This window comes from Antrihabitans spumae (assembly GCF_043944905.1).
Taxonomy (GTDB): Bacteria; Actinomycetota; Actinomycetes; order Mycobacteriales; family Mycobacteriaceae; genus Antrihabitans; species Antrihabitans spumae.
The window spans coordinates 152001-177364 of record NZ_JBIMSN010000003.1 but is presented as its reverse complement, the minus strand read 5'-3'; the positions used below and the strand labels follow the sequence as shown (position 1 = coordinate 177364).

The window sequence follows — 25364 nt, the reverse complement described above, 5'->3', positions numbered from 1 at the left end:
CATTTTGCGCATCCAGTGCGGCAGCGATGTAGGTATCTTCGAAGCCAACGTCGGCGAGGTGACAGAAGCAGGTCTACGAACTCGCGTGCACCCGCCTGGGCGTCACAGCCGCTGAGGTCGTGTTCGTCGACGACGCCGACATCGCGATCGCAGGCGCCGAGGCCGTCGGGATGATCACGATCAAGCACGTGTCCAACGCCGAGACCATCGCGGCGTTGGACACGCTGCTTTCAGAGTGACCGCGAGATGATTTCCTTCATGATCTCGTTGGTCCCTGCGTAGATCTTCTGCACACGGTTGTCCGCCCACATCCGGGCGATCGGGTACTCGGTCATGTAGCCGTACCCACCGTGCAACTGCAGGCATTCGTCGAGCGCGACCATCGCCCGGTCGGACGTCCACCACTTGGCCATTGCAACGGTCGGGATATCGAGCTGGCCCTGCAGGTGTTTGACGATGCAATCGTCGAGAAACACTCTGGCGATGCGGGTTTCGGTTGCGACCTCGGCGAGCTTGAACTTCGTGTTCTGGAAATTGAAGATCGGCTTGCCGAACGCGTGGCGTTCCTTCGTGTACTTGATCGTGAACTCGAGTGCGTTCTCCATCGCCGCGGTCGACCCGACCGCGATGATCAGCCGTTCCTGCGGCAGCTGCATCATCAGCTGGAAAAAGCCTTGGCCCTCTTGGGTTCCCAGCAGGTTCGAGGTCGGCACCCGGACGTCTTCGAAGAAGAGTTCGGACGTGTCCTGCCCCTTCTGCCCGACCTTGTCGAGCACCCGTCCACGGCGGAAGCCGTCACGATCGGCTTCGACCAACACCAGCGAGATACCGTTCGCCCCTTCGGACGTATCGGTCTTGACCACGACGATGATCAGATCCGCTTGGGCGCCGTTGGTGATGAAGGTCTTCGAGCCGTTGATGACGTACTCGTCGCCTTCGCGTACGGCCTTCGCCTTGACGGCCTGCAGGTCGGATCCGGTGCCTGGCTCGGTCATCGCGATCGCACCGACCACCTGCCCGCTCGCCATCTTGGGCAACCATTCCCGCTTCTGCTCGTCGGTGCCGTACGCGTTGAGGTAGTGGGCGATGATGCCACTGTGCACCGCCTGTCCCCATGCCGTGTCACCGATCCGCGCCTGCTCTTCGATGAGCACCGCCTCGTGCGCAAAAGTGCCTCCCCCGCCACCGAATTCCTCCGGAATCGACATGCAGAGCAGACCGAGCTCGCCGGCTTTGTTCCACAGGTCGCGGTCGACATGATGCTGGTCGATGTACTTCTCGATGTTCGGCTTGATCTGCTTCTCACAGAACGAGCGCGCCAGCGCGCGCAGGTCCTCGAGATCATCGTCCAGCCAAGCGGAGCGTTTGGTTGTCGTCATCAGATCGATCCTTCCGATCGGAACTGTGCAATCGATGCTGCCTCATAGCCGAGTTCGGCGAGCACCGTTTCGGTATCGGAGCCAGCATCGCTGCCGGGTTGCGGTACCGGCGCGGGCGTTCTACTGAAGCGCGGTGCCGGCGGAGGTTGCCGGATGCCACCGACCTCGACGAACGTGCCGCGGGCCTGGTTGTGCGGATGCTCGTGGGCCTCCCATGGCGAAAGAACCGGCGAGACACAGGCATCCGATGCTGCGAAGACGTCGGTCCACTCGTCGCGTGTTTTCGTGGCGAAGACCTCGCCGATCCGCTTCTTCGCAACGTCGGCCTGATCGAGGTCGAACTGCATCGGCAGGTCGTCGTTGCTCAGGCCGAGCAGACCGAGGAACTCCGCGTAGAAGTGTGGCTCGACGCACCCCACGGCGACATACTGCCCATCCGAGCATTCGTAGGTGTCGTAGAACGCGCGGCCGGTATCCAGCAGGTTGCCGCCACGTCCCTCGTCCCACAGACCGGACGCGTGCATGCCGTGCACAAATGCCGTCAGCAACGCTGCCCCGTCGACCATCGAGGCGTCGATGACCTGCCCGAGACCCGACGTCGTCCGCTCGTGCAATGCGGCGAGCACACCCATCGCGAGCATCAGGCCACCACCACCGAAGTCTCCCAACAGATTCAACGGCGGGACGGGGCGTTGGCGCTTGTGCCCGATAGGTTCGAGCGCACCCGCGATGGCGATGTAGTTGATGTCGTGACCGGCAGTACTTGCCAGCGGACCGTCCTGACCCCAGCCGGTCATCCGGCCGTAGATCAGGCGCGGATTTCGGGCTTGCAGGTCGTCGGGACCGATACCGATTCGCTCGGCAACACCTGGCCGGAAGCCTTCGACGAAGATGTCCGCAGTGTCGGCCAGTTTCCTGACGATCTCGCGTCCTGCATCGGTCTTCATGTCGACGGCAATCGAGCGGCGGCCCCGGGTCGAGTACCCCGGACGGTGCCAGCAGACCCTGACCGCCGTCACCCGCTCGCTCGACGCGGATCACCTCAGCGCCGAGGTCGGCCAAGATCATGCAGGCAAAGGGCGCAGGCGCGAGACTGGCAATCTCGATCACCCGCAGACCCTGCAGCGGACCGGTGCCACTCATGCCGGATCACGCGGCAGGCCGAGCATGCGCTCGCCGATCACGTTGAGCTGCACCTCGGTCGTTCCGCCGTAGATGGTGGTCGCCCGACCGGCGAGGAGTTGCTCCATTGCCTTGTCGCTCGGCTCACCGGGGACCGCGACCACGCCGGCAGGTCCGAGTTCGTCGACGACGAACTCCGAAATAGCCTGCCCGAGCGCCATACCGAGCAACTTCCCGACACTCGACGTTGTACTGACGTCGCTACCTGAAAGTTGTTTCAGGACAACGCGAGCGCCGATGACGTCGAGTGCGTGACTCTGCGCGACCAGTTCGCCGATCCGGTAGTGACTCACCGGCGACAGCGTGCGCCCCTTCGCGAACCGCAACAGGTCCGCGTCGGTCGCATAGGCTTCCATCTTCTGGCTCAACGCAACTCGCTCGCCCGCAAGCGTTGTCCGCGCCACGTGCCAGCCCGCGTTCACCTCACCGACAACATGCTCGTCCGGGATGAAGACGTCGTCGAGGAACACTTCGTTCAAGAGTGCCGAACCTGTCAACTCGCGAAGCGGTCGGACCGTGACGCCCGGTGTCGACATGTCGAGGACGAAGTAGGTGATGCCTTCGTGTTTCGGGCGAGCCGGATCGGTACGCGCGATCAACATCGCCCATTCGGAGAACTGCGCAACCGACGTCCAGATCTTCTGGCCGTTGATCTTCCAGCCACCGTCGACCTTCTCGGCTTTGGTCGTCAAGGACGCGAGATCAGATCCCGCACCCGGCTCGCTGAACAGCTGGCACCACACGACATCACCACGCAGGGTCGGTACTGCGAGCTCCTGCTTCTGCTTCTCGGTGCCGTGCGCAACCACAGCGTGAACCGCCCAGCCGCCCATCAGCAACTGCGGCATCGCGATGCCGGCGGTCTTGATCTCCTGTGCGATCACGATCTGCTCGAGCGGAGTTGCGCTGCGTCCGTAGGGCTTCGGCAGATGCGGCTGCACCCAGCCGCCATCGCCGAGTGCGATGAGCTGGTCGTCCTCATCCAATCCGATCAGGGGTGCCAGCTCCTCACGAACCTGCGCTCTGATCGTCTCGGCCTCCGCGGGGAGTTCGAGTTCGGATGCGCGGAGCACGCCGGCAAGCGCCTGCTCGGCCACGCGGTTGGCCCTGACCTCGCCCGACCCGAGCGCACCACGGATGGCGAGCGCACGCCGGTAGTAGAGATGGGCATCGTGTTCCCACGTGAATCCGATGCCGCCGTGCACCTGAATGCAATCCTGCGCACATACGACGGCAGCGTCGGCGACGATCACGGCGGCGATCTCCGCCGCGAAATCGGCTGTGCTCTCGTCCTTGTCGAGAGCCGACGCCGCATCCCACAGCACGGCGCGGGCTTGCTCGAGAGCGATGCCCATCTGCGCGCACTTGTGTTTGACACCTTGGAACTGACCGATCGGACGGCCGAATTGCACACGCGTCTTGGCGTATTCGGCGGCGGTCGACACACACCACGACATCAGTCCGATTGCCTCGGCCCCGAGGACGACAGCCGCGATCGACCGGATCCGCCGCTCGTCGAGTGCCTCGAGAACGCGGTCGGCACCGATGTGAACATCGGCCGCTTCGATTCGAGCCGAGCCCCGCAGGACGTCGATGCTGTCCTGCGAACGAACCTGAAGGTCGGCGTGATCGAGGACGACCCACCTGATGTCGTCGCCGATCGTGGCAGGCACAAGCACGACGTCCGCATGTTCGCCGCCGAGAACGGCATCGGCGACGCCGGTGATCCGGTAGCCGCCCGCATTGTCGGGCACCGCATCGAGTGGAGGTCCGAGAGCGACTGCACCAGTGGCCGATCCGTCGACAAGGCCGGGAAGCACCTCGATGCCGATCTTCGAGTCGGTTCCTGCCAGCACCGCACTGGCCAGCACGGTCGGAACGACAGGTCCAGGAGCTATGGTGCGACCGAGAGCCTCGAGCGCTACCGCGAGGGTGATCAGTCCGGCACCCTGGCCGCCGTTGCCTTCGGGTACGTGCAGCCCGAGGAGATCCTGGGCTTGGAGTCCGTGCCAGTAGTGCGGGAACTTATCCTCGACAGGTGAGTCGACAGCGGCACGCACGTGCTCGGCTGTGATCGTCCGTTCAGCGAAGGATAGGACCGAATCAGCAAGTGCCCGATGCTCTTCGGTGAGCCCGAGCCCGAGCTCGTAGGTGTTCTTGGCCATCGTTACGCTCCTGCGCCCAATTTGTCGGCAATCTCGGAAACGGTCCACGGACCGTCGGTTTCGATGGTCTTGACGTCGTGCCACCCGGCAAGCTCGGAGATGCCGCCCCCCTGGACGGCGAAGACCTTGCCGGTCAGCTTGCAGTCCGTGCTGGCCAGGTAGGCAACGAGCGGCGAGATGTTGGACGGGTCGAAGGGATCGAACTCGCCTTCGGGAATCTCGGCGGCAAAGAGTGCACTCATCCCGGGCGTTGCCAGGGTGAGGCGGGTCCGTGCGATCGGGGCGATGGCGTTGACTCGCACGCCGTATCGCTCCAATTCGTCGGCTGCGACAAGCGTCAACGCGGCGATGCCTGCCTTGGCGGCACCGTAGTTGCCCTGCCCTGCATTGGGCTTAAATGTCCCTGACGCCGACGCGGTATTGATGACCGCAGCGTCGATAGCGACACCCGCCTTACTCTGCGCCTTCCAGTACGCGGCAGCATGATGCAGCGTGGCGGCGTGACCTTTGAGGTGGACGGCGATCACAGCGTCCCACTGGCTCTCGGTGATTCCCGCAATGAACGCGTCGCGGAGAATGCCTGCGTTGTTGACCAGCACATCGAGGCGACCGAACTCGCTGATCGACTGCGCGACAAGCCCTTCCGCACCATCCCAGGTCGCGACGTTGTCAGTGTTGGCGACAGCTTTGCCGCCCGCCGCGATGATCTCGTCGACAACCTGCTGCGCGGGGTCGACATCGGATCCGGAGCCGTCGTTGGCGCCACCGAGGTCGTTGACAACGACGCCCGCCCCTTCACGGGCAAAGAGCAGTGCGTGCTCACGGCCGATGCCGCGTCCGGCGCCGGTGACGATGGCCACGCGGCCGTCAAGAATTCCCATTATCGAGTCCAACTCCTACTTGTCTGCGATGACGGCGAGGCCGTCCTTGATGACGACTTCGTCGCCGACTGTTGTTTCGAATGCGTACGTCGCGTCAGGTCCAGAGGATTCTCGCGCCTGCCAGAACGTCGTTGCGATGTCCTGTTCGGGGAGAACAGGTTTCGCGAAGCGGACCGCCAGTCGCCGCAACCGCGTGACGTCGCCGTCGGCAAGTTCGGTCAGCGCAGCCCACGAGGCGAAGGCCATCGTGCACAAGCCGTGATTGATGATGCCGGGTAGCCCCGACATCCGAGCGATCTCGTCGTCGAGATGAATCGGCATGGGATCGCCCGATGCAGGCGAGTACCGGAACGTCTGGTCCTTGTCGATGTGTTGCTCTACTCGGGCGACGGAAGCCTGTGACCGTAGCGCATCGTCGAAACGATGAGCAGGAGCCGGTTCACCGACACTGCGGCCCGCATCGACCTTGCGGAAGAACGCCGTCATCCACTGCTCGTTTACCAGTTCACCTTTGTCCGTGCGGGTTTCCACGTAGACCACGACGGTCGAGCCGTTGTCGCGTCCCTCGAAACCGATCGGCTTCGACCGCACGACGAGGTTGTCGCCCGGATAGATCGGCCGATGGAAATGGAAGTCCTGCTCGCCGTGCACGAGCTTCATCAGCAACTCGACAGGCGCGACCGACAATGCGGCCGGCGCCATAGAGAAGAAGACGGGAACGATCGCGAACACCGGCGGAGCGACCTCACCGTTGCGGTGAGCTTCGATGGGATCGTTTGTTGCGGCGGCATATTCGGCGATCCGCTCAGCAGTGACCTCGAAACGTTCTTCGTCGGTCCACTCGCCGAGGCCGGAGTCGTCGAACTCTACGGTCGCTGCGGTCGATGCAGTGCTCACTGGATCAGCCCACCAATTCGGCGAACTTCTCCAGCGACTTCTCGAGATCTGCCTTCGCGTTCTTCGCGACCGCCTTGCCGATCGGTCCGACGATCATCGCGCCGGTGAAGCTCGCGTCGACCGTGGCGATCGACCCGGCGCCATCGGACTGTACGGACAGTACGAATTCGATTGTCACACCAGCCATTCCGGTACCGGTGATCTTGACGAGCTTCGGCACCTCGACCTCGGCTACGGTCCACTCGATCTTGTTCGCCATACCCATCACCGCAACGACCTCGGTGAACTTGGAGCCGAGCGTGATTTCGGTCGGGAGGTCACTGCGCCAGCCCTGGTGAATGGTGAGCCACTCCTCCCAGCGAGCAAGGTCGGACAGTGCGTCCCAAGTCTTTTCGGGTGCGCCGGGAAGGTTTGCGGAGACGGAAACGGATGCCATTGGTAGAACTCCTTGTTTGCGCGGGGGAATCGGATTGTTGGGGTCAGCGTTCGGCCGGGCGGTACGCGGTCACGACGACCGCTCCGCCGAGCCCGATATTGTGTTGCAGCGCAACCTTTGCGCCGTCGACCTGACGCTTGTCAGCGGTGCCACGCAACTGCCAGGTCAGCTCGCTGCATTGCGCAAGACCGGTCGCGCCGAGGGGGTGCCCCTTCGAGATGAGACCGCCGGACGGGTTGACGACCCAGCGGCCACCGTAGGTGGTGTCGTCGCTGTCGACGAGCTTGCCGCCGTCACCCTCCGGGCACAGGCCGAGGGCTTCGTAGGTCAACAGTTCGTTGGTGGAGAAGCAGTCGTGCAGTTCGATGACGTCCACATCGGCCGCAGTGATACCCGCCTGCTCGTACACCTTCGCCGCCGCGGTCCGCGTCATATCCGCACCGACGAGGGTGATGGCGCTCTTGTCGTCGAACGTGGTCTGCAGGTCGGTAACCATTGCCTGGCCGACGATTTCGACCGCTTGCCGTGCAAGCCCGTGCTTCTCTACGAAGGCCTCGCTAGCGATGATCGCGGCGCCTGAACCGTCGGAGGTAGGCGAGCATTGCAGCTTGGTCAGCGGTCCGTAGATCTGCTTGGCGCCGAGGATCTCGTCGAGCGTGTACTCGTCCTGGAACTGCGCGTACGGGTTGTTGATCGAATGGCGATGGTTCTTCACACCGATCTTGGCGAACTGCTCCGCCGTGGTGCCGTACTTCTCCATGTGCTCCTTGCCTGCGGCGCCGAACATGTAGGGAGCGGGCGGCATTGCGAACTCTTGCAGTTCGGCAAGTGCGAGGAGGTGGCGCATCATCGGCTGCTCACGGTCGTCGTAGGTCGATCCGAGCGAGCCTTTTTGCATCTTCTCGAAGCCGAGGGCCAGCGCACAGTCGACCTGGCCACTCTTGACGGCCTGGGTTGCGAGGAACAGTGCGGTCGAGCCCGTCGAACAGTTGTTGTTGACGTTGATGATCGGGATGCCCGTCATGCCAAGTTCGTAGACCGCGCGCTGACCCGACGTCGATTCCCCGTAGACGTAGCCGACGTAGGCCTGCTCGACCTGGCGGTAGTCGATGCCCGCATCCTGCAGCGCATTGGTGCCGGCCTCGCGGGCCATGTCGGGGTAGTCCCATTCGCGAGACCCTGGCTTCTCGAACTTCGTCATACCGACGCCGACGACAAAAAACCTGTTGCCCGCTGTGGACATTCGCTTCACTCCCATGTGACGTTCGAACACTTACCTGCGACACGCTGTCGCGCTCAACTATATGGGACAGCTTGTCACAGTCAATACCCCAGTAACATCTGATGAATGTCGAACACAGGAGCGGATGTCGGAACGGAGCCGACCGACGGGCGCTCGACGCGTTGGGACAGCCACAAAGCCGAACGCCGCGACCTGATCCTCGACGCCGCGATCGGGGCGATCAACGAACTCGGGGCCGACATCGGCGTCAGCGAGATCGCGGGACGCGCTGACCTTCCCCGATCGGTCGTGTACCGAATCTTCAAGGACCGCAACGATCTCGACGAGCAGTTGCGCGCACGCATCGTCCAGATGCTGATGCGGGACCTCGCTCCGACCCTCGCGCCGGAGGGAGCCGTCGACGCATCCATCTCGCGGGCCGTCGACACCTACGTCAACTGGATCGTGGCCTATCCCCGCCTGCACGCATTTCTAGGAAAAGGCTCGCCCAAACATCGGACGAGCGGCTCCCGCGTGGTCACCGGCGCCAAAACAGCGATCGCGGTGCAATTGACCGGCCTGCTGCTTGCGGTCGCGCGCAAACAGCCGTCGGCCTACCAAACAGCCGAGCCGCTTGCCTTCGGATTGGTCGGACTTGTCGATGCAAGTGTGAACCGCTGGTTGAACAACCCCAGCTCAGGCGTCACATCCGAGCAGTTGGCCCAATTCCTGAAACGTTCGGTCTGGCACCTTCTCGACGTGAACATGCGCGCTGTAGACATCGTCATCGAACCGTCGACGCCCATCGCCGCACTGGTCTGAGTTGCACGGGACCTTTCCTCCCACGCAAGTGTCTGGTACATCTTGTCTCAGTCACTATGAGGTGCAGAGCCGCACCGCCGAAGGAGTTCGCGTGTCTGTCACAACGTCGAAAATTGCTGAGAAGGCTTCCGATGACGACTACTTCGACCAACTGCTGAGACTGTCCGAAGCCTCGGTCCACAGGCGTTTCGACCCGTTCGTCGACATCGATTGGAACGCACCGGAACACGCCATCGTTCCAGGTGATCGCCGCTGGATACTGCCGGCGAGCGACATCGTCGGCGGCCATTCCTGGTATCGCTCGCTTCCGCAGGAGCGGCAGATCGAGATCGGCAGGTGGCGAATCGCGAACATCTACAAGGTGGGTCTGCAGTTCGAGAGCATCCTGATTCGCGGGATGACGCAGTACTCCTTCAAGGTGCCGAACGGATCGCCGGAGTTCCGGTACTGCGTGCACGAGACCGCCGAAGAATGCAACCACACGATGATGTTCCAGGAGATGATCAACCGCATCGGCCTCGACGTTCCTGGCGTCTCATGGTGGATGCGTGCGATCTCGCCGATCATTCCGCTCGCAGCCGGGATATCGCCTGCAATCTTCTTCATCGGCATCCTCGCGGGTGAAGAACCCATCGATCACACCCAGAAGGCGATGCTGCGTGGCGACACCAGCGGAATCCATCCAATCGCGTTGCGGGTGATGGAGATTCACGTAGCCGAAGAAGCCAGACACATATCTTTCGCGCACCAGTTCCTGCAGCGGCGCATCGTCGGCATGAACCCGGCCGGTCGCTTCGTCATGTCCCTCGCCTTCCCGATAGCGATGCGCTGGTTGGTCGGCGAGATCATGGTCCCGCCACGCCGCTTCCAGCAGGAGTTCGACATACCGGATTCGGTTATGGACGACATCTTCTGGAAGAGCCCGGAGTCGTCGAAAATTCTGCGCGACATGTTCAGCGACGTGCGGATGCTCGCGCACAACGCGGGAGCGATGAATCCGGTTTCTCGCCTGTTCTGGAAGGCATTTCGCATCGACGGCAGTCGCTCCAGATTCCGCAGCGAGCCCGCTCGGGGACACTAGGGCACTGCGCGCCTCGTGAGTCTTTTCGGAGGTTATGACCTCCGAAAAGACTCACGAGCAGCTTGCTGCAAGAGGTCGAGCGCGAAGTTCGCGTACTCGGTCGCAATTTCCTCGGGCGACGATGGACCGTCCATTCGGAACCATTGGCACAGCGATGTACACATCGTTGCGATCGCTCGCCCGGCATTGCGCGCATGGGCTGTCCGCAGGTGCCCCTCGGCTACCGCAGCGTCGATCTGCTCGTCGAGAACGTACTGTATGGCGTTGCGCGACTCGGTAATTCGAATTCGATCGGCGCCGACGAGCGACCGCATCTCGCTTGCCCCGATGAATGCCAGCTCGCGACGATGGGTGTGATAGAGCGCGAGCGCCTCGACGATCGACGCTATCCGCTCGACGCTCGTCTCCCCTTCGTCCCGCGCAGCCGTTACCCGCCAATGCAATTCGTCCATCGTGATGTCGAAAAGCCGAACAAGAAGATCCTGCTTGTCGCGGTAATGGTGATACACCCCAGGCACACTCATGCCTGCCCGCTCGGCAAGGCCGCGCATTGTTGCGCCGTGATATCCCGTTTCGACAAAACACGCGACGGCAGCCGCAAGGACCGGGTCGATGGTCAACTCGGGAAAGCTGCGCCAATCGCCCTGCGCAGGCGGTGTTTCGAGAGGACCTGGCCGCGATACCCGTGCGCGTTGCATAGGCGGATCCAGCAACAGCGTCGCATCCGTTCCCAGTGCATCGGCCAACGCCCGCAACCGGTCGACCGAAACACCCGTCCGCCCATTTTCGATCGCGCTGATGGTCGCCGCACTCACACCGACCCGACGCGCGACCTCACGCACGGACAAGCCTGCCTCGGTTCGCGCGGCCCGCACCATCTCGTTGACCGACATTTCCACACCGCCCATTCCGCGCGTGTTCAGCTTATCTGAACACAGCGAACACCACGCACGGTGCAATTGCAAGCCAGTTGACCATTATCGACGACCTATGCAACAGTGTGGGACCGAACGATCGTTCTGCTCAGCCACTCGAACAGGAGCTTCCGTGCCGATCGACTTGACCTATTCCTCGGACGTGACGGACCTGATCGAACGGACACGGATGTTCGTCCGCGACGCGGTCCTTCCCATCGAGGACGCGCACGGCGGCGACATTTCAGCAGCAGGCGGCGACACGTTGCGAACCGAACTGCAGAGCGCGGCGAAGGACGCGGGCGTCTTCGCACCGCATGCTCCGATCGAATACGGCGGGCTCGGCCTGAACATGTCCGATCGAGCGCCGGTGTTCGAAGAGGCCGGCTACTCGCTGTTCGGACCCGTCGCGCTCAATATCGCGGCGCCCGACGAAGGCAACGTGCACATGCTCGCCCACATAGCCAGCCCGGAACAGAAGCAGCAATATCTCGCGCCTCTCGCCCACGGCGACGTCCGGTCGGCATTCGCAATGACCGAACCCGCACCTGGCGCAGGCTCCGATCCAACCGCATTGACCACGCGCGCAACGAAGTCCGATGGCGGCTGGCTGATCGACGGACAGAAGCACTTCATCACGGGAGCGGACGGCGCGGGCTTCTTCATCATCATGGCTCGCACGTCCGGCGAACCGGGCCAGCGCGGCGGGGCCACGATGTTCCTAGCGCCCGCCGACTCGGACGGCCTGCACGTCGGACGGCACATCGGGACCCTCGACAAAGCCATGATCGGCGGTCACTGCGAGGTGCGGTTCGACAAGCTCTTCGTCCCCGATTCCGCGGTTCTCGGTGAACCCGATCGTGGTTTCGAATATGCCCAGGTTCGACTGGGTCCGGCTCGGATGACTCACGTGATGCGCTGGCTCGGCGCGGCACGCCGCGGACACGACATCGCGGTCGCTCACGTTGCGCGACGCGAAGGCTTCGGATCCAAGCTCGGCGACCTCGGCATGATTCAGAAGATGGTGGCCGACAACGAGATCGACATTGCGGCATCTCGCGCACTGATGGTGCGCGCGTGCTGGGAACTCGATCGGGGCGACCCAGCGTCCAACTCGACGTCGATTGCTAAAACGTTTGCGGCAGAAGCGATCTTCCGAATCGTCGATCGCAGCATTCAGATGTGCGGTGGACTCGGCGTCTCCGACGATTTGCCGCTTGCCCGGTTGTCTCGCGAGGTGCGACCGTTCCGGGTGTACGACGGACCGTCGGAAGTTCATCGCTGGGCGATCGCGAAGCGCGTCGTCGGTGCGGCGAAGCGAGCAGCGAAGGAGTCCGAATGACTCTGCCGGGCATGGATATTGCTGCGCTACGAAAGTTCCTGCTGAAAGCAGGCGTCGATGTCGACGGTGAGCTCAGGGTCGAACTGATCAGCGGCGGACGGTCCAATCTGACTTTCAAGGCGTACGACGACGCGTCGACGTGGATCGTCCGGCGCCCGCCTACCAGCGGGCTCACCCCGTCGGCGCACGACATGGCGCGCGAGTACAAGGTGACCGCGGGACTGCAGAACACCGCCGTTCCCGTTGCCGGAACCATTGCGTTCGACGCCGACGGCGATGTGCTCGGAGCACCGTGCACCGTCGTAGAGTTCGTCGACGGCTCGGTGATCAGAGATCAGGACGAGCTTGCGAGTTTGTCCGACGAGGAGGTCACAGCGAGCGCGCACGGGCTTGTCGACGTTCTCGCCGACCTGCACGGTGTCGACTACCAGGCCGTTGGACTCGGCGATTTCGGGCGACCCGAGGGCTTCCTCGCGCGCCAGGTGAAACTGTGGGCCGGCCAATGGGAGCGGGTCAAGACGAGAGACCTCGCCGACGTCGCAACGCTGCACGCCGCCCTGTCTGCAGCCCTGCCGACCTCGTCGGCGGCCTCGATCGTCCACGGCGATTTCCGCATCGACAACACGATTCTCGACACAGAAGATCCGGCAGTCGTCCGCGCAGTGGTCGATTGGGAGATGTCGACTCTCGGCGACCCGCTGTCCGACGTTGCACTGATGTGCGTCTACCGCGAACCCATCTTCGATCTGGTGCTCGGCATGTCTGCGGCATGGACGAGCCCGCGGCTACCGAGCGCCGACGACCTAGCCCAGCGCTATGCCGTTACCTCGGGTCGCGATCTCGCCTCGTGGAACTTCTACCTCGCGCTGGCGAACTTCAAGCTCGGCATCATCGGCGAGGGCATCACCCATCGCGCTCTCCTCGGTTCCGACTCCGGAAGTGGCGCAGCGCGGGCAGCGGACGCAACGCCGGAGTTCATGTCGGCGGGACTGCGAGCACTGCGGCGCTCGCACTGATTGCGCCGACTTCGCCGCCACGAGAGGTTTTTGCTTGCCAGATGTTGCCCTGGGTGAACACGAGGTTTCGTCCGACTTTCACCGTCGCGCAGGTCGGTCTGGAGCCTGGCACCGGTTCGAACATCTCCGCTGGTCAGCCATATCTGCTCTGCCACTGAGTATTTCGTTCGGAAAACCAAAACACCGTCGACGAACCTACTCGAATGTGGTGGTGAACACGGCGCGACCGTGGAACCGATCACATGCTCGAAGGTTGCTAGCACCTGCGCTTGCATTTGCAAGCACGCTGGCTTAACCTCGGAGAAAGGACCTCCCCGACAACGGCGTCGAGTTGCACGTAACACCACAGAAGAGGAGAACGCAGATGACTGCGCCTACCGAAGAGAAGATCACCCCGGCAGTCACGAAGCCGCTCTACGCGACCGTCGGTGTCACCGATGTTGCCGCACAGACCGTCTCCGACGTCGTGTCGAAGCTCCGTCAGCGCACCGAGAACCCGGACCTGTCCGGCGTGATCGACGACGCCCGTGACCGCATCGCCAGCCTCCGCTCCGAGCTCCCGGCCGACCTGACCGAGCTGCGCGAGAAGCTGCCGGCAGACCTCGCAGAACTCCGCGAGAAGCTCACCATCGAAGACCTGCGCAAGTTCGCCGACGACTACCGTCAGTCGACGATCGACCTCTACACCGATCTCGCCGAGCGTGGCGAGGCCACTGTCGATCGTCTCCGCAACGGTTCGGTCGTCGAGCGTGGCCTCGAGCGCGCCGAAGATCTCTACGGCGACGCGTTCTCGCTGACCTCCGAGGCACTCGGCAAGGTTTCCGAGGGCACCCGCACCGTCGGCGAGCAGGCTGCGAAGTACGCGGCACTCGCCGCGGACAAGGTCGACGAGGCCAAGGCAACCATCGCCAAGAAGGCACCTGCCAAGACCGCCTGATCCACGACGTCTGATCCAAGACAGTCAGCTAGCTCTCACGAGCCGTCACGCACTAGGTGCGTGGCGGCTCGTGTGCGTTCTGCAGCCGCGCCAACCCGCGACGGTCGATTTTGCCCGTCGGTGTACGCGGTAGTTCGTCGACGAAGATGACGTCGCGGGGAACCTTGAACCGGGCGAGGTTCGTCTTCACGAAGGCGCGGACCTCGGTGTCGTCGATGTCACCGCCTGCGACGACGAACGCCGCAAGTCGTTGCCCGAATTCGTCGTCCGGCACACCGGTGACAGCGGCCTCTGTGACCGCTGGGTGGGTGTAGAGCAGATCCTCGACCTCGCCGGGAAATACGTTCTCACCGCCGGAAACGATCATGTCGTCGTCGCGGCCGTCGATGAACAGGCGGCCCTCGGAATCGAAGTGGCCGAGATCGCCGGTGCTCATCAAGCCGTCGAGAATGTTCTTGTTGCCACCGCCGGAGTAGCCCGCGAACGCAATCGAATTGCCGACGTAGACAGTGCCGACCGCTCCGGGTCCGGTGACTGCGTTTCCGTCGGAGTCGTACAGCGCCACCGAGATTCCGACCGGCGGCTTCCCTACCGTGCCTGGCGCGGCCTGCCAATCCTCCGGTGTTGCGATGGTCGCCGTACCCGTCTCGGTGCAGCCGTAGAAGTTGTAGATCACCGGGCCGAACACCTCGATGGCGCGGTTGCCCAGCGCGGAGGGTAGCGCCGCGCCTGCGGTGAAAACGATTCGGAGACTGGAGGTATCGACAGCAGCAAGCGCCTCCGGTCCGAGGTCGAGGATGCGACGCAACATCGTCGGGACGAGCACGACTGCGTCGGCGCGATGATGACCGATCTGCTGCAGCGCGCGCGCTGCATCGAAGCGACCGTGCAGAACGATCGTCGAGCCCAGATTGAGAGCGAGGATGAACTGCGACAGAGCCGTCCCATGAAACAGCGGAGCACACAGCACGAGCGTCTGACCTCGTCGAAGGGGGACGCGATCGAGGAACTGGGCGCCGGCAAGCGGTGACTGCACGCGACGCGGAGCACCCTTCGGAGTACCTGTCGTCCCGCCGGTGAGGAGAACGAATCCACCCTGCGACTTCGGTACGGGAAGCGCTTTGTGCTCGGTGACAAGCGCATCGGCGGCGTCTGCGGCCGTGCCGAGACGCACGATCTTGGCAGGCATGGTCGAGATCGTCTCCGCGAACTCCGGGTCCGCGATCACGGCCGTCGCGCCTTCCCGCTCGGCCACGTCCAGCAACTGCGTTGCACTGAAGCCCGTATTCATCAACACAAGGCGCGCACCGACTTTCGCGGCCGCGACCATCGTCTGAACCAATCGCGGGTTGTCCCGACACAGAACGGCGAGCGTGTCGTCCGGACCGATCCCCTGCTCCAGCCACGTCCTTGCAACTGCGTCGGTGTGCTGGTCGAGTTCCCGATAGGTCAGGGAACCGTCAGAGGTGACCAACGCGACGCGATCGGGGCACAGTCGCGCCGAGGTACGCACACCGCCTGCGATCGGACCGACCGTGCGCACCGCACGCGCCGATCGGGCGGTCCGGACCGGTCGTCGCAGATCGATCATGCCGGCGCGCTGCAGCACCCGGATCTGTTGTGCGGCAACACTCGAGGTCCGGATCAGTTTGTTCGGATACACGCCGATCAGCACACCGCACAAAAGGGACGGGCGCTACCGGCAAAAACACAGACTTTCAGAGATTCCCATGGAAATCTGCCCAAGAACGAGCGTCAGCTATCCGCATCGTAGGCATCGGCAGCCTCTGTGCGCGCCCGCGCAATCTCCGGCGCGCGCGCAGCCGTCGCTTCGTCGGGAAAAGGGCCGAGCCGATTTCGCGAGCCGCAGACATTGCCATGTTCCGATGCTTGATGCTCGACGCAGAACCACCAGCGGGTGCCATCCGAATCAGCCATGCTTTCAGCGTCGCACACAACCGCCGATCGCCACAGCGAATACCTGCTTTGCCGTTATGGCAAACATATTTGCTACATCGGCGCGAGCTGCTGCACAGTCGGGATATGACGCACGATCACGCACACACCGAAGACTTCTCGCAGCACTTCACCGCGGAATTCTGGGACGCCCGCTACGCGACGGGATCGATCTGGAGCGGCAATCCCAATCCCGTGCTGGTCGAGAAGGTCGAATCCCTCACGCCGGGAACCGCATTGGAGGTCGGCAGCGGCGAAGGTGCCGACGCGATCTGGCTCGCGACCCGCGGCTGGAACGTCACTGCTATCGACGTCTCCACCGTCGCACTCGCCCGAGCCGCCGAACACGCCGATGCAGGCGGCACCGCAATCGCGAGTCGCATCACCTGGCAGCAGGCCGACGTGGCGAACTGGGATCCGGCGCCGCATCGATACGACCTGATCTCCGCGCAATTCATGCACCTGCCCCGGCCGATGCTGACAGCACTACATCGTCGGCTAGCCGCGGCAGTTCGACCCGGCGGGACTCTGCTGATCGTCAACCACCACCCGGCCGATCTCGAGACGACGATGCAGCGGCCGAACATCGCGGACATGTTCGCCACCGCAGAGGAAATGGCGCACGTACTCGAACCCGGGCAGTGGTCCATCGAAACGAGCGCGCCGAAGCGTCAGGCAGTCGATCCGGAAGGGATGACGATCACCATCAGTGACACGGTTCTGCAGGCTGTTCGGAAGGTCGACGCATAAGCGCCGCGAGCGCGAAGCCACACAGTGCGATGGTCCCGACCGACACACCCATGGAGATCCATTGCCAGGTGTCGGCGAACCAGACCGGCTTACCGCTGGTGAGCGGCGCGTAAGCGGTCCAACCGAATTCGGCAACGAACGGGGCGCTGCCGAACCCGACGCCGCCCAACGACACCGACAAAGTGATCGGCGCTGCCAACGCTGTTCCTCCAACCGCCGCGCTCGACGGCAGGCACGACGCAACCGTGTATGCGGCAGCGAACGGCAGAACCACCAGCACAGCAACGACATGGACGTTGTTCCACGGCGGCTGGTTCAGGATCGCTGTCGCTGCCACTACGGCTAATGCGCACACCCCGGCAAGCGGTCGCGGCCAGCGCCGTCCGACGACCACGCCCGCTGCAACGAGAGCAGCGACACCCAACAGCTTCCAGATCGAATCTGCTTCTCTCAGTGCACCACTCGAATCCGCCGCAATGAACGCGAGGATCGCGATCAGCACCATCCCGCGCCGACCCGGCAGCCACAGGCCGCAGAGCACCAGCAGCGGGACCACCGCCAGACCCCACACCCAGCGGTGCGGCCCGAAGGACGCACCGTCCGATCCCATGACGGCGTCCGAGAACGATTGGTAGAGCAGCAGGCCCGCCACTGCGATCGCGATTCCGATCGCCAGTTCTCGCGCGCGGTCGCCCGCAGGCGTGATCGGCTCGGTCCGGAGTCGGTGCAGACACGCGAGCAGCGCCGCGAACGTCACCGCGAGGAGGCAAAGCAAGAAGACGTCCGCAGGGTCGTTTGCGTCGGGCGAGAAGTCCACATACCGCTGGGGTGCCGAAAAGCGGAAGTACTCGATCGGCGCGGTCAGCAAAAGTCCCGCGACAACACCGGCAGCAAGGCCCTGCTGTCGCAGGCGCTGGTCGGGGCCGTTCTTCAGACCAGCCGCCGCACCCAACAGCAACCCTGCTCCGAGTGCGGTGACGAAAGGATCCAAGTCCCACGAATCTACAAGGGCCACAACACCGATCAACGCAATACCGAGCCCGAGCAGGCCACTGGAGAAGGCAGGCTTGCGAACGAAGACCGACACGACGGTGGTCGTCACCGCAAACAACGGCACGCTCGCCGGCTGCGGGAAATCGGCAAATACCGCCGCCGTCGGCGACGGTGCGCTCATCGCGATGGCGGTCGTGAAGCCAGCGAGCACCATCAGCAGGACGTCCGCGGCGTGATCACGGACCATGCGGTTCATGATCGACAGCGTCTCATCTATCGGCGGTAGGACGTCGGGCCGCGGGTCGAGAGTGCACCTCCTGGCACAAGTTTCGTCGAATTCGCGCGATAGGTGCACACTCGCGGAGTGTGGTCCCGTCTCGCAAAAACCGCCGCTACCAGCAGAAATTCCGCGCACGGCGTACACTTGGACACTTGGGACCAGATTTGCTCGCGCATTTGCGAGAGGTTCACCACTAGACGAAGAGGTAGCGCGTGCCCGCTTTCGACATGTCAGAACTCGAACCGACCTTCACCGAGCTGGAGACAGTCACCTTCCGTCAAGCGCAACGACTCGTCGCAGGCCAGTCGGTCGATGCGGACGAATGCAGGCTGCTGCTCGCCATGCTCGGCATCCCGGACAGCGCGATGGTCTCAGCAGCCCCGGTCATCGCAGCACCGATCACCCTCGCTTCGTAGTTCTCGACAGTCGCGGTCGTCGTTGCACACCGTCCTGTTTCAGATGGTGACGACGACCTTTCCACGGACGTGGCCATCCCTCATGTAGGTGATGGCCGCGGCCGTCTCGTTCAGCGGGAACACGCGATCGACGACGGGTATTACCTGGCCGGCCTCGATCAACGCCGAGATGGCCGCGAGGTCTGCCGCATTTTCCGACGACACGAACATGGTCAATTTCTGGCTGACGAAGGGCGACAGCAGCAGGGCGCGGAGCTGGCGATCGATGCCGCCGAGCCAACGTCCGCCGGTTTCGCTTCCTACGATCACCAACGTGCCTTTCGGTTCCAGTAGGCGACGCAACTCGGTCAGCGACCTACCGCCGCCGATATCGAGGACGGCGTCGTAGCGGACCCCGTTCGCGCCGATATCCTCGGTCGAATAGTCGACGACGTGATCGGCGCCGATCGAACGAACCAGATCAACTTTCGTCGTGCTGCACACCGCGGTGACGACAGCCCCGAAGGCCTTTGCGATCTGCACCGCGAACGTTCCGACGCCCCCTGATGCACCGATGATCAGCACCGTCTGACCGGCTTGCACCTTGGCCTGATCGCGTACCGCCTGCAACGCCGTCAGCGCCGAAATCGGCGTCGCAGCCGCCTGCTCGAAGGTGAGATTTTTCGGCTTGGGCACAATCTTCGACACCTCCGCCCGCGCGTATTCGGCGAAGCAGCCTTCACCGACCCCGTAGATCTCGTCACCGATTCCGAAGGTGGTCACGTCAGAACCGACCGCCGCAACACGGCCGGCGAACTCGCGGCCGCGAACGGGGTCTTTCGGCGCACGCACGCCGTAGCCCGCAAGGCGGACCGGATAGGGCAGACCCGCGGTGAGGTGCCACGCCCCACGATCGACGCCTGCAACGACGACCTCGACGAGGACCTCTGCGGCACCAACGGCGGGCTCGTCGATTTTGTCGCTGCGCATGACCGCCGCGGCCTCGCCGTATTCGTCTTGAACTATCGCTTTCATAACCACGTTCTTCATCCCTTACGTTGTAAGTGTGTGCCATCCGTTCCTACACTTACGCTGTAAGCCTGTCAATCGAAACGCCTGCCGATAGGAAGGGTGCAGATGACACGAACTCACCTGACGAGGGACGACGTGCTGCGAACCGCCACCGCTCTTGCCGACGCCGCCGGGCTCGACTCGCTCACGATGCGCAAGCTCGGCACCGAACTCGGCGTGGAGGCGATGTCGCTGTACCACCACGTCGCCAACAAGGACGACCTCCTCGACGGCATGATCGACCGCATTTACAGCGAGATCGAACTGCCGACCGCCGAGGACGACTGGCGCTCCGCCATGCGCAGACGAGCTGTCAGCACCCGCGAGGTCCTCGGTCGGCACCCATGGGCAACCGCATTGCTGGATTCGAGATCCACGCCGGGTCCCGCAACGCTGCGATATCACGACGCCACGCTCGGAAAGCTACGTGGCGAAGGCTTTTCGATACCACTCTCCGCCCACGCCCTGTCCCTGCTGGACAGCTACACCTGCGGCTTCGCGCTCCAGGAGCACGCCTTGCCGTTCGACACCGAAGAGGAGACTGTCGAACTGGCGCAGCAGATCATGGGTCGATTCGCTGCAGGCGACTACCCGCACCTCGCCGAACTCACCGTCGAGCACGTACTGCAACCCGGTTACGCGTACGGCGACGAGTTCGCGTTCGGACTGGAGCTGATCCTCGACGGACTGGAGAACCGGCGGTCGACCGAAACGATTCCACGCTTCTCGGAATAACGGGAAGCGCGGTTTGGGTTATAGCAACGTTGCCAAAGCTAACGTTTGCCAAAGCTAAGGAGCCTCTCATGACAGCGAGCACACTGACCGCCGCACAGTCCGGAACGTTCTCCATCGGAGGAGACACCCCCGTCGTTCGACTCGGATACGGCACCATGCAGTTGACGGGCGAAGGAGTTTGGGGCGATCCCAAGGATCCGGACGAAGCCGTCAGAGTTCTGCAGCGCGCGGTCGAGCGCGGCGTGACCTTCTTCGACACAGCGGATTCCTACGGACCCGTCGTCGCCGAACACTTGCTGCGCAAGGCGCTACACCCGTACCAGGACGATGTCGTCATCGCGACCAAAGCCGGACTCACCAGGTCGGGTCCCGGCATCTGGAAGCCGGTCGGTCGCCCTGAATACCTGCGTCAGCAGGCCGAACTGAGCTTGAGAAACCTTGGGCTCGAACAGATTCCACTCTTCCAGCTACACCGCATCGATGCGCAGGTGCCGTTGGCCGACCAGGTCGGAGAATTGGCATTGTTGCAGCAGGAAGGCAAGATCAAGCACATCGGCCTCAGTGAGGTCAGCGTTGAAGACGTCAAGGCCGCAGCGGAATTCGCGACCATCGCCTCCGTCCAGAATCTGTACAACCTGGCACATCGCGATGCCGAAGACCTGCTGAACTACGCCGAGCAGAACTCGATCGCGTTCATCCCGTGGTTCCCATTGGCGACCGGAAAGCTTGCGGCGCCGGGTGGTCCGCTCGACACGTTGGCGAAGAAGCACAATACCTCGCCGTCGCAACTGGCATTGGCGTGGCTGCTGCGCCGCTCCCCCGTCATGCTGCCGATACCGGGCACATCCTCGGTCGCGCACCTCGACGACAACATCGACGCCGCGGCGCTGACACTGACCGACGAGGAATTCGCCGAACTCAAAGCGGCCGTGTAAACGATTTCGAGGAGTACCGTTTCGCCGGAAAGCATTTCGTGTGCACCGAGCGAGAGGTCTCCGAGATCGTCATGGCTGACAAAGGCACCGACGTCCCTTCCGGAACCGCCCCCAAGAACCTGCCCTGGCTGTTGTCGTCACTGACGGCACCGGGGCAGGTTCTCGGCCATCTCGGTCCGAACTGGTTCGCATCCGTGATGGGCACAGGCATCGTTGCGACGGCGGGCGCCACACTCCCAGTACAGGTTCCGGGTCTGCAGGTTTTCGCGCGGGTCGTGTGGGTGCTTGCCGCGGTCCTGCTGGCCGTGCTGATCGTTGCTGTCACCGCACACTGGGTGCGACATCCGACGGTCGCACGCAGTCACGCCTACAACCCCAGATGGCACATTTCTATGGTGCGATGGCGCTGCTGACCGTCGGTGCGGGCGCACTGCTGGTCGGCAAGCACATCATCGGCGAGACCGCCGCGATCACTCTCGACTGGATCCTGTGGACCGGCGGCACCGTCGGCGGACTGTTCACCGCAATGACGATCCCCTACTTGATGTTCACCCAGCACAACGTCGAGCCGGACGCGGCGTTCGGCGGTTGGCTGATGCCGATCGTTCCGCCGATGGTCTCTGCTGCAACCGGCGCGCTGCTGATCCAGCACCTACCGCCGGGCACCGGTCGGCAGACGCTGCTATACGGCTGCTACGCGATGTTCGGGCTGTCACTGTTCGCATCGATCATCATCATCACGATGGTCTGGAGTCGGCTCGCGCACTTCGGCACCTCCGGAACGGCGCGGGTGCCGACGCTGTGGATCGTTCTCGGTCCACTCGGTCAATCCATAACGGCCGCAGGTTTACTCGGCACCAACGCGGCACTTGCCGTCGAACCGCGACTCGCGAACGGGATGAACGTCTTTGCCATCCTGTACGGAGTTCCGGTGTGGGGCTTCGCAGTTCTATGGATCGGACTTGCAACCGCGCTGACGATCCGCACAGCCCGCCGGGGTATGCCGTTCGCCCTCACCTGGTGGAGCCTCACCTTCCCGGTCGGTACCTTCGTCACCGGCACAACACAATTGGCTATTCACACCCAGTTGCCCGCGTTTCGCGTGGCTGCCGTCATCGCCTACGCGGGACTACTCGGCACCTGGGGCTTGGTTGCGGTCCGTACCGCGAACGGTAGCCTGCGCGGCAACCTCTTTCTCCCGCCTGCATCGACCGGTCCTATCAAAGCGCGCAAAGACGTCCCTGTGCCGCGCAAGCCCTGATCGGGGCGCGAACAGGGTGCGGACAGGAAGCTACCGCTCGATTCCACCTGTCTGCCATGCACTCCAGAGCTTGGCGTACCGTCCATCGGCCTCGACGAGGTCGGCGTGGGCACCCTCCTCGACGATTCGGCCATGTTCGACGACGATCACCCGGTCCGCTGCGACCGCCTGCGTCAAACGATGCGCGACGACGAGTGTCGTCCTGCCCTTGGTAGCGGCACCAGCTGATCGCTCGAGGAAACGCGCTCCCAGGCTGCCCGCCTCTGCGGTCGCTTCGTCGAGTACCGCAACTGCCGGATCGAGAAGTACCAGCCGGGCGAGTGCGAGTTGCTGCGCCTTGGCGGCGCTCAGGTCGTGGGCTCCCTCACCGACTTCGGTCTGCAGTCCGTTCGGCAACGACCGCACCCAATCGAGTGCACCCACAGAGTCGAGTGCGGCCGATACCTCGTCGGCGGTTGCCGACGGCCGAGCCAGCCGGATGTCTTCGATCAGCGGCCCTGCAAATACGTGCACTTCCTGACTGACGATCGCGACCTGCGTGCGCAACTGCTCGGCGGTCATATCCGTCAGTGCAACGCCACCGACGAGCGCCGAACCATGATCAGGGACAAGAACACCCGCAGCGATGGCCGCCAGCGTCGACTTACCCGCACCCGTAGAACCAACGAGTGCAACACGCGATCCTGCCGCAATATGAATGCTGACACCATGGAGAACGGGCTCGCCGCCGTCGTAGCTGTACTCGATCTCGCGGAGGTCGAGGTCGGTACCGGAAGATAGCGATTCGGTCGGCTCGATGCCTATCGAATCAGGGCCTTTCGTGTCCGCGATCTCCACGACACCGACCAGCCGGGCGAGGCTGGCTCCAGCATCTTGCACCTCGTCGAATGTGAACAGCAGCATGCCGATCGGATTGAACAATCGGTTGAACAACAGCGCGGCGGCAGCCGACTGCCCGACCGACACGTCGCCGCTCCTGACAAGCACGAAGCCGACAACCAAAATCACGGTGAGGCCGAAGAACTCGGCCCGGTTGACCCTGCCGGAGAACCGAGTGAACAGGGTGAACACGTCGACCGAGATATCGCGCGCACGTGCCGACGCCTCGTCGACCGCCCGCAGATGACGGCGTTCCAAACCGTAAGCGTGCACTGCTCGGATACCGACCATGCTCTCCACAAGGACCTGCGATCGTGCCGCAATCGCTTGCCGCTCTTCGGCATAACGAGGAGCGGACTTCGGGAGGTACCACCGCAGCGCCACCGCGTACATCGGGACCGACACCAAACCAGCAAGACCGAGGCGCCAATCCAGACCGAGCATCGCGACGATGCTGAGCACGCCGAGAAGCAACGACGAGATCATCGTCGGTACGACATCGGTGACCGCCTTGCCGATCGCAGCGACGTCGGCTCCGACACGAGAAAGCAAGTCGCCCTTGCCGACTCGTTCGAGCACTGGGGTCGGAAGCCGCAACGCCCGCAACACGGTCAGCTCACGCAACTCGGCGAGGATACCTTCGCCGAGCTTGGCAACAAGGTAGGACGAGAATCCTGAGGCAAGGCCGCCGAGCAAGGCAGCGATCGTGATGACGACCGCGATCGGGACGATCGACGATGTCGGTTCGCCGTCGGTGACGCGGTCGACGAGTGCACCGAGAACGTAGATCGGCACTACGGACATCGCGGCACCGACGAGTCCGACAGCGAGCGTGAACGATACGTCCCGGCGTCGATGAATCAGGGCTCGTCGCAACCAGTTCCACGTTCGTGCCGAATCAGCGATCGGTAGCAGCTCGGTCATCGCAGCACTGCCCTTCGGTAACGCTCGTCGGACCTTGCAAGGTCGGCGTGCGTTCCTTCGGCGACGACCCCGTCCGAGTCGAGTACAACGACGCGGTCCGTCACGGCGAGCAACGCTGGGCTGCTTGTCACCAGGATCGTGGTGAAGCCGCAGCCCTTCCCGTCACCCGCCCGGTGCCGAAGCGACGAAATACCCTCTGCAACGGCGTGTTCGGTGACGGCATCCACCGCAGTTGTCGGCTCGTGCAGCACCAGTACCGGGGCCTGCGTCAGCAGCGCCCTCGCCAACGCGACCCGTTGCCGCTGGCCTCCCGACAGGCTCGCGCCCCGTTCGGCCGCCACCGTGGACATTCCATCGGAATGCACCGTCACGACATGTATTGCGGCAGAGGCGTGTAGGACTCGGTCGACGAAGCGCTCGTCGACGTTCGGTCCTGCGCCGACCGTGACGTTCGAACCGACCGTGCCCGCGAACAAGTCGGTGTCGTGTGGTTCTACCAACAGGTTCTTGCGCGCCTGTACGTGCTCGATCGTGTGCAACGGCGTTCCGCCGAGCAGGATTTCACCGCCGTAGTCCGAACGCGCAACTCTGCCCGACAGGACCGCGACGAGGGAGTCGCCCGCAGTCGGTGCCGGTGTGACGACGCCGACCAACTCACTGGCCGCGACCGTGAGATCCACACCGTCGAGCGCACCGTAGGTCAACCCGACCAACTCGAGCGAGCAGGGCGCTGCACCGACCGACGCAACGCCGTCCGCCAATATTGGTTCGGCGGTCGTCACGTCGGCGATGCGCTCGGCCGATGCCCGCGCTTCGGCAACCCAACTCGGCACGATGGCAAGCAGACCGAACGGCTCGATCAAGAACTGCGCGAGACCGATCACGGTGATCAGTTCACCGATGCTGATCCG

Annotated in this window: 22 protein-coding genes and 3 pseudogenes; 11 read left to right on the top strand and 14 right to left on the bottom strand. The window is 63.5% G+C overall.

What is annotated here, in order from left to right; all coding sequences use genetic code 11:
- Nucleotides 1-80: 80 nt before the first annotated feature.
- Nucleotides 81-239 (top strand): annotated as a pseudogene (locus ACHIRB_RS01560) (HAD family hydrolase); the annotation flags it as partial.
- On the opposite strand, the gene ACHIRB_RS01555 reads toward ACHIRB_RS01560, so the two are convergent.
- The 7 genes and pseudogenes from ACHIRB_RS01555 to ACHIRB_RS01525 form a co-directional block, all read right to left on the bottom strand.
- Nucleotides 231-1379: an acyl-CoA dehydrogenase family protein gene (locus ACHIRB_RS01555; RefSeq protein ID WP_395123278.1), complete on the bottom strand. Its 1149-nt coding sequence runs from the start codon at nucleotides 1377-1379 to the stop codon at nucleotides 231-233. The pseudogene ACHIRB_RS01560 and the gene ACHIRB_RS01555 overlap by 9 nt on opposite strands.
- Nucleotides 1379-2522, bottom strand: a pseudogene (locus ACHIRB_RS01550) (CaiB/BaiF CoA transferase family protein). The gene ACHIRB_RS01555 and the pseudogene ACHIRB_RS01550 overlap by 1 nt, the downstream one beginning before the upstream one ends.
- Nucleotides 2519-4726: an acyl-CoA dehydrogenase gene (locus ACHIRB_RS01545; RefSeq protein ID WP_395123277.1), complete on the bottom strand. Its 2208-nt coding sequence runs from the start codon at nucleotides 4724-4726 to the stop codon at nucleotides 2519-2521. The pseudogene ACHIRB_RS01550 and the gene ACHIRB_RS01545 overlap by 4 nt, the downstream one beginning before the upstream one ends.
- Nucleotides 4727-4728: 2 nt before the next feature.
- Complete coding sequence (locus ACHIRB_RS01540) at nucleotides 4729-5607, bottom strand: SDR family oxidoreductase (RefSeq protein ID WP_395123276.1); 879 nt, start codon at nucleotides 5605-5607, stop codon at nucleotides 4729-4731.
- Nucleotides 5608-5622: 15 nt separating this feature from the next.
- The gene (locus ACHIRB_RS01535) at nucleotides 5623-6504 is read right to left on the bottom strand and encodes a MaoC/PaaZ C-terminal domain-containing protein (protein WP_395123275.1); all 882 of its coding nucleotides are present in this window, start codon (nucleotides 6502-6504) and stop codon (nucleotides 5623-5625) included.
- A 4-nt stretch (nucleotides 6505-6508) separates the two neighbouring features.
- Nucleotides 6509-6940, bottom strand: coding sequence for a type II toxin-antitoxin system Rv0910 family toxin (locus ACHIRB_RS01530; RefSeq protein ID WP_199703463.1), 432 nt, complete (start codon nucleotides 6938-6940; stop codon nucleotides 6509-6511).
- Between the two features lie 43 nt (nucleotides 6941-6983).
- Nucleotides 6984-8183 (bottom strand): lipid-transfer protein, encoded by a 1200-nt coding sequence (locus ACHIRB_RS01525; protein WP_395123274.1) that lies wholly within the window; start codon nucleotides 8181-8183, stop codon nucleotides 6984-6986.
- Between the two features lie 105 nt (nucleotides 8184-8288).
- Here ACHIRB_RS01525 and ACHIRB_RS01520 point away from each other — a divergent pair, with 105 nt between their 5' ends.
- Together ACHIRB_RS01520 and ACHIRB_RS01515 are read left to right on the top strand one after the other, a co-directional pair.
- Nucleotides 8289-8984, top strand: a complete 696-nt coding sequence (locus ACHIRB_RS01520; RefSeq protein WP_395123273.1) for a TetR/AcrR family transcriptional regulator — start codon at nucleotides 8289-8291, stop codon at nucleotides 8982-8984.
- Between the two features lie 91 nt (nucleotides 8985-9075).
- Complete coding sequence (locus tag ACHIRB_RS01515) at nucleotides 9076-10065, top strand: AurF N-oxygenase family protein (RefSeq protein WP_199703466.1); 990 nt, start codon at nucleotides 9076-9078, stop codon at nucleotides 10063-10065.
- Nucleotides 10066-10097: 32 nt separating this feature from the next.
- Here ACHIRB_RS01515 and ACHIRB_RS01510 read toward each other — a convergent pair whose 3' ends face one another.
- Nucleotides 10098-10958, bottom strand: coding sequence for a TetR family transcriptional regulator (locus ACHIRB_RS01510; RefSeq protein WP_395123272.1), 861 nt, complete (start codon nucleotides 10956-10958; stop codon nucleotides 10098-10100).
- 154 nt (nucleotides 10959-11112) lie between these two features.
- On the opposite strand from ACHIRB_RS01510, the gene ACHIRB_RS01505 reads away from it, so the two are divergent.
- The 3 genes from ACHIRB_RS01505 (at nucleotide 11113) to ACHIRB_RS01495 (ending at nucleotide 14274) form a co-directional block, all read left to right on the top strand.
- On the top strand, nucleotides 11113-12321 hold the full coding sequence (locus ACHIRB_RS01505) for an acyl-CoA dehydrogenase family protein (RefSeq protein ID WP_395123271.1): 1209 nt from the start codon (nucleotides 11113-11115) through the stop codon (nucleotides 12319-12321).
- Nucleotides 12318-13337, top strand: a complete 1020-nt coding sequence (locus ACHIRB_RS01500; protein ID WP_395123270.1) for a phosphotransferase family protein — start codon at nucleotides 12318-12320, stop codon at nucleotides 13335-13337. The genes ACHIRB_RS01505 and ACHIRB_RS01500 overlap by 4 nt, the downstream gene beginning before the upstream one ends.
- A 364-nt stretch (nucleotides 13338-13701) precedes the next feature.
- Nucleotides 13702-14274, top strand: coding sequence for a heparin-binding hemagglutinin (locus ACHIRB_RS01495; RefSeq protein WP_395113122.1), 573 nt, complete (start codon nucleotides 13702-13704; stop codon nucleotides 14272-14274).
- A 52-nt stretch (nucleotides 14275-14326) separates the two neighbouring features.
- Here ACHIRB_RS01495 and ACHIRB_RS01490 read toward each other — a convergent pair whose 3' ends face one another.
- Together ACHIRB_RS01490 and ACHIRB_RS01485 are read right to left on the bottom strand one after the other, a co-directional pair.
- Nucleotides 14327-15865, bottom strand: coding sequence for an AMP-binding protein (locus tag ACHIRB_RS01490; RefSeq protein WP_395123297.1), 1539 nt, complete (start codon nucleotides 15863-15865; stop codon nucleotides 14327-14329).
- A gap of 164 nt (nucleotides 15866-16029) precedes the next feature.
- The gene (locus ACHIRB_RS01485) at nucleotides 16030-16212 is read right to left on the bottom strand and encodes a hypothetical protein (RefSeq protein WP_395123269.1); all 183 of its coding nucleotides are present in this window, start codon (nucleotides 16210-16212) and stop codon (nucleotides 16030-16032) included.
- 105 nt (nucleotides 16213-16317) lie between these two features.
- Here ACHIRB_RS01485 and ACHIRB_RS01480 point away from each other — a divergent pair, with 105 nt between their 5' ends.
- Nucleotides 16318-16980 carry a class I SAM-dependent methyltransferase gene (locus ACHIRB_RS01480; RefSeq protein WP_395123268.1) on the top strand — a complete coding sequence of 221 codons (663 nt, stop codon included), beginning with the start codon at nucleotides 16318-16320 and terminating at the stop codon, nucleotides 16978-16980.
- On the opposite strand, the gene ACHIRB_RS01475 is transcribed toward ACHIRB_RS01480, so the two are convergent.
- A complete protein-coding gene (locus tag ACHIRB_RS01475) occupies nucleotides 16937-18229 on the bottom strand; it encodes a hypothetical protein (protein ID WP_395123267.1) in 1293 nt (430 codons plus the stop codon). The two genes, ACHIRB_RS01480 and ACHIRB_RS01475, sit on opposite strands and share 44 nt — an antisense overlap.
- A gap of 251 nt (nucleotides 18230-18480) precedes the next feature.
- On the opposite strand from ACHIRB_RS01475, the gene ACHIRB_RS01470 reads away from it, so the two are divergent.
- The gene (locus tag ACHIRB_RS01470; RefSeq protein ID WP_395113113.1) at nucleotides 18481-18669 is read left to right on the top strand and encodes a hypothetical protein; all 189 of its coding nucleotides are present in this window, start codon (nucleotides 18481-18483) and stop codon (nucleotides 18667-18669) included.
- A 39-nt stretch (nucleotides 18670-18708) separates the two neighbouring features.
- On the opposite strand, the gene ACHIRB_RS01465 is transcribed toward ACHIRB_RS01470, so the two are convergent.
- On the bottom strand, nucleotides 18709-19698 hold the full coding sequence (locus ACHIRB_RS01465) for an NAD(P)-dependent alcohol dehydrogenase (RefSeq protein ID WP_395123266.1): 990 nt from the start codon (nucleotides 19696-19698) through the stop codon (nucleotides 18709-18711).
- Nucleotides 19699-19785: 87 nt separating this feature from the next.
- On the opposite strand from ACHIRB_RS01465, the gene ACHIRB_RS01460 reads away from it, so the two are divergent.
- From ACHIRB_RS01460 to ACHIRB_RS01450, 3 genes and pseudogenes are all read left to right on the top strand, one after another.
- The gene (locus ACHIRB_RS01460) at nucleotides 19786-20454 is read left to right on the top strand and encodes a TetR/AcrR family transcriptional regulator (protein ID WP_395123265.1); all 669 of its coding nucleotides are present in this window, start codon (nucleotides 19786-19788) and stop codon (nucleotides 20452-20454) included.
- A gap of 68 nt (nucleotides 20455-20522) precedes the next feature.
- Nucleotides 20523-21389, top strand: coding sequence for an aldo/keto reductase (locus ACHIRB_RS01455; RefSeq protein ID WP_395123264.1), 867 nt, complete (start codon nucleotides 20523-20525; stop codon nucleotides 21387-21389).
- A 197-nt stretch (nucleotides 21390-21586) separates the two neighbouring features.
- Nucleotides 21587-22650: pseudogene (locus ACHIRB_RS01450) on the top strand (TDT family transporter).
- Nucleotides 22651-22680: 30 nt separating this feature from the next.
- On the opposite strand, the gene ACHIRB_RS01445 reads toward ACHIRB_RS01450, so the two are convergent.
- Both ACHIRB_RS01445 and ACHIRB_RS01440 read right to left on the bottom strand, forming a co-directional pair.
- Nucleotides 22681-24453: an ABC transporter ATP-binding protein gene (locus tag ACHIRB_RS01445; protein WP_395123263.1), complete on the bottom strand. Its 1773-nt coding sequence runs from the start codon at nucleotides 24451-24453 to the stop codon at nucleotides 22681-22683.
- Nucleotides 24450-25133, bottom strand: coding sequence for an ATP-binding cassette domain-containing protein (locus tag ACHIRB_RS01440; RefSeq protein ID WP_395123296.1), 684 nt, complete (start codon nucleotides 25131-25133; stop codon nucleotides 24450-24452). The genes ACHIRB_RS01445 and ACHIRB_RS01440 overlap by 4 nt, the downstream gene beginning before the upstream one ends.
- Nucleotides 25134-25364: the final 231 nt, after the last annotated feature.

Coding starts and splice junctions, on each gene's coding strand:
- ACHIRB_RS01540 (WP_395123276.1), bottom strand. CDS start 5,607: ATGGGAATTCTTGACGGCCGCGTGGCCATCGTCACCGGCGCCGGACGC.
- ACHIRB_RS01545 (WP_395123277.1), bottom strand. CDS start 4,726: ATGGCCAAGAACACCTACGAGCTCGGGCTCGGGCTCACCGAAGAGCAT.
- ACHIRB_RS01495 (WP_395113122.1), top strand. CDS start 13,702: ATGACTGCGCCTACCGAAGAGAAGATCACCCCGGCAGTCACGAAGCCG.
- ACHIRB_RS01460 (WP_395123265.1), top strand. CDS start 19,786: ATGACACGAACTCACCTGACGAGGGACGACGTGCTGCGAACCGCCACC.
- ACHIRB_RS01520 (WP_395123273.1), top strand. CDS start 8,289: ATGTCGAACACAGGAGCGGATGTCGGAACGGAGCCGACCGACGGGCGC.
- ACHIRB_RS01485 (WP_395123269.1), bottom strand. CDS start 16,212: ATGGCTGATTCGGATGGCACCCGCTGGTGGTTCTGCGTCGAGCATCAA.
- ACHIRB_RS01445 (WP_395123263.1), bottom strand. CDS start 24,453: ATGACCGAGCTGCTACCGATCGCTGATTCGGCACGAACGTGGAACTGG.
- ACHIRB_RS01475 (WP_395123267.1), bottom strand. CDS start 18,229: ATGAACCGCATGGTCCGTGATCACGCCGCGGACGTCCTGCTGATGGTG.
- ACHIRB_RS01465 (WP_395123266.1), bottom strand. CDS start 19,698: ATGAAGAACGTGGTTATGAAAGCGATAGTTCAAGACGAATACGGCGAG.
- ACHIRB_RS01455 (WP_395123264.1), top strand. CDS start 20,523: ATGACAGCGAGCACACTGACCGCCGCACAGTCCGGAACGTTCTCCATC.
- ACHIRB_RS01490 (WP_395123297.1), bottom strand. CDS start 15,865: ATGATCGATCTGCGACGACCGGTCCGGACCGCCCGATCGGCGCGTGCG.
- ACHIRB_RS01525 (WP_395123274.1), bottom strand. CDS start 8,183: ATGTCCACAGCGGGCAACAGGTTTTTTGTCGTCGGCGTCGGTATGACG.
- ACHIRB_RS01470 (WP_395113113.1), top strand. CDS start 18,481: ATGTCAGAACTCGAACCGACCTTCACCGAGCTGGAGACAGTCACCTTC.
- ACHIRB_RS01510 (WP_395123272.1), bottom strand. CDS start 10,958: ATGTCGGTCAACGAGATGGTGCGGGCCGCGCGAACCGAGGCAGGCTTG.
- ACHIRB_RS01530 (WP_199703463.1), bottom strand. CDS start 6,940: ATGGCATCCGTTTCCGTCTCCGCAAACCTTCCCGGCGCACCCGAAAAG.
- ACHIRB_RS01480 (WP_395123268.1), top strand. CDS start 16,318: ATGACGCACGATCACGCACACACCGAAGACTTCTCGCAGCACTTCACC.
- ACHIRB_RS01555 (WP_395123278.1), bottom strand. CDS start 1,379: ATGACGACAACCAAACGCTCCGCTTGGCTGGACGATGATCTCGAGGAC.
- ACHIRB_RS01500 (WP_395123270.1), top strand. CDS start 12,318: ATGACTCTGCCGGGCATGGATATTGCTGCGCTACGAAAGTTCCTGCTG.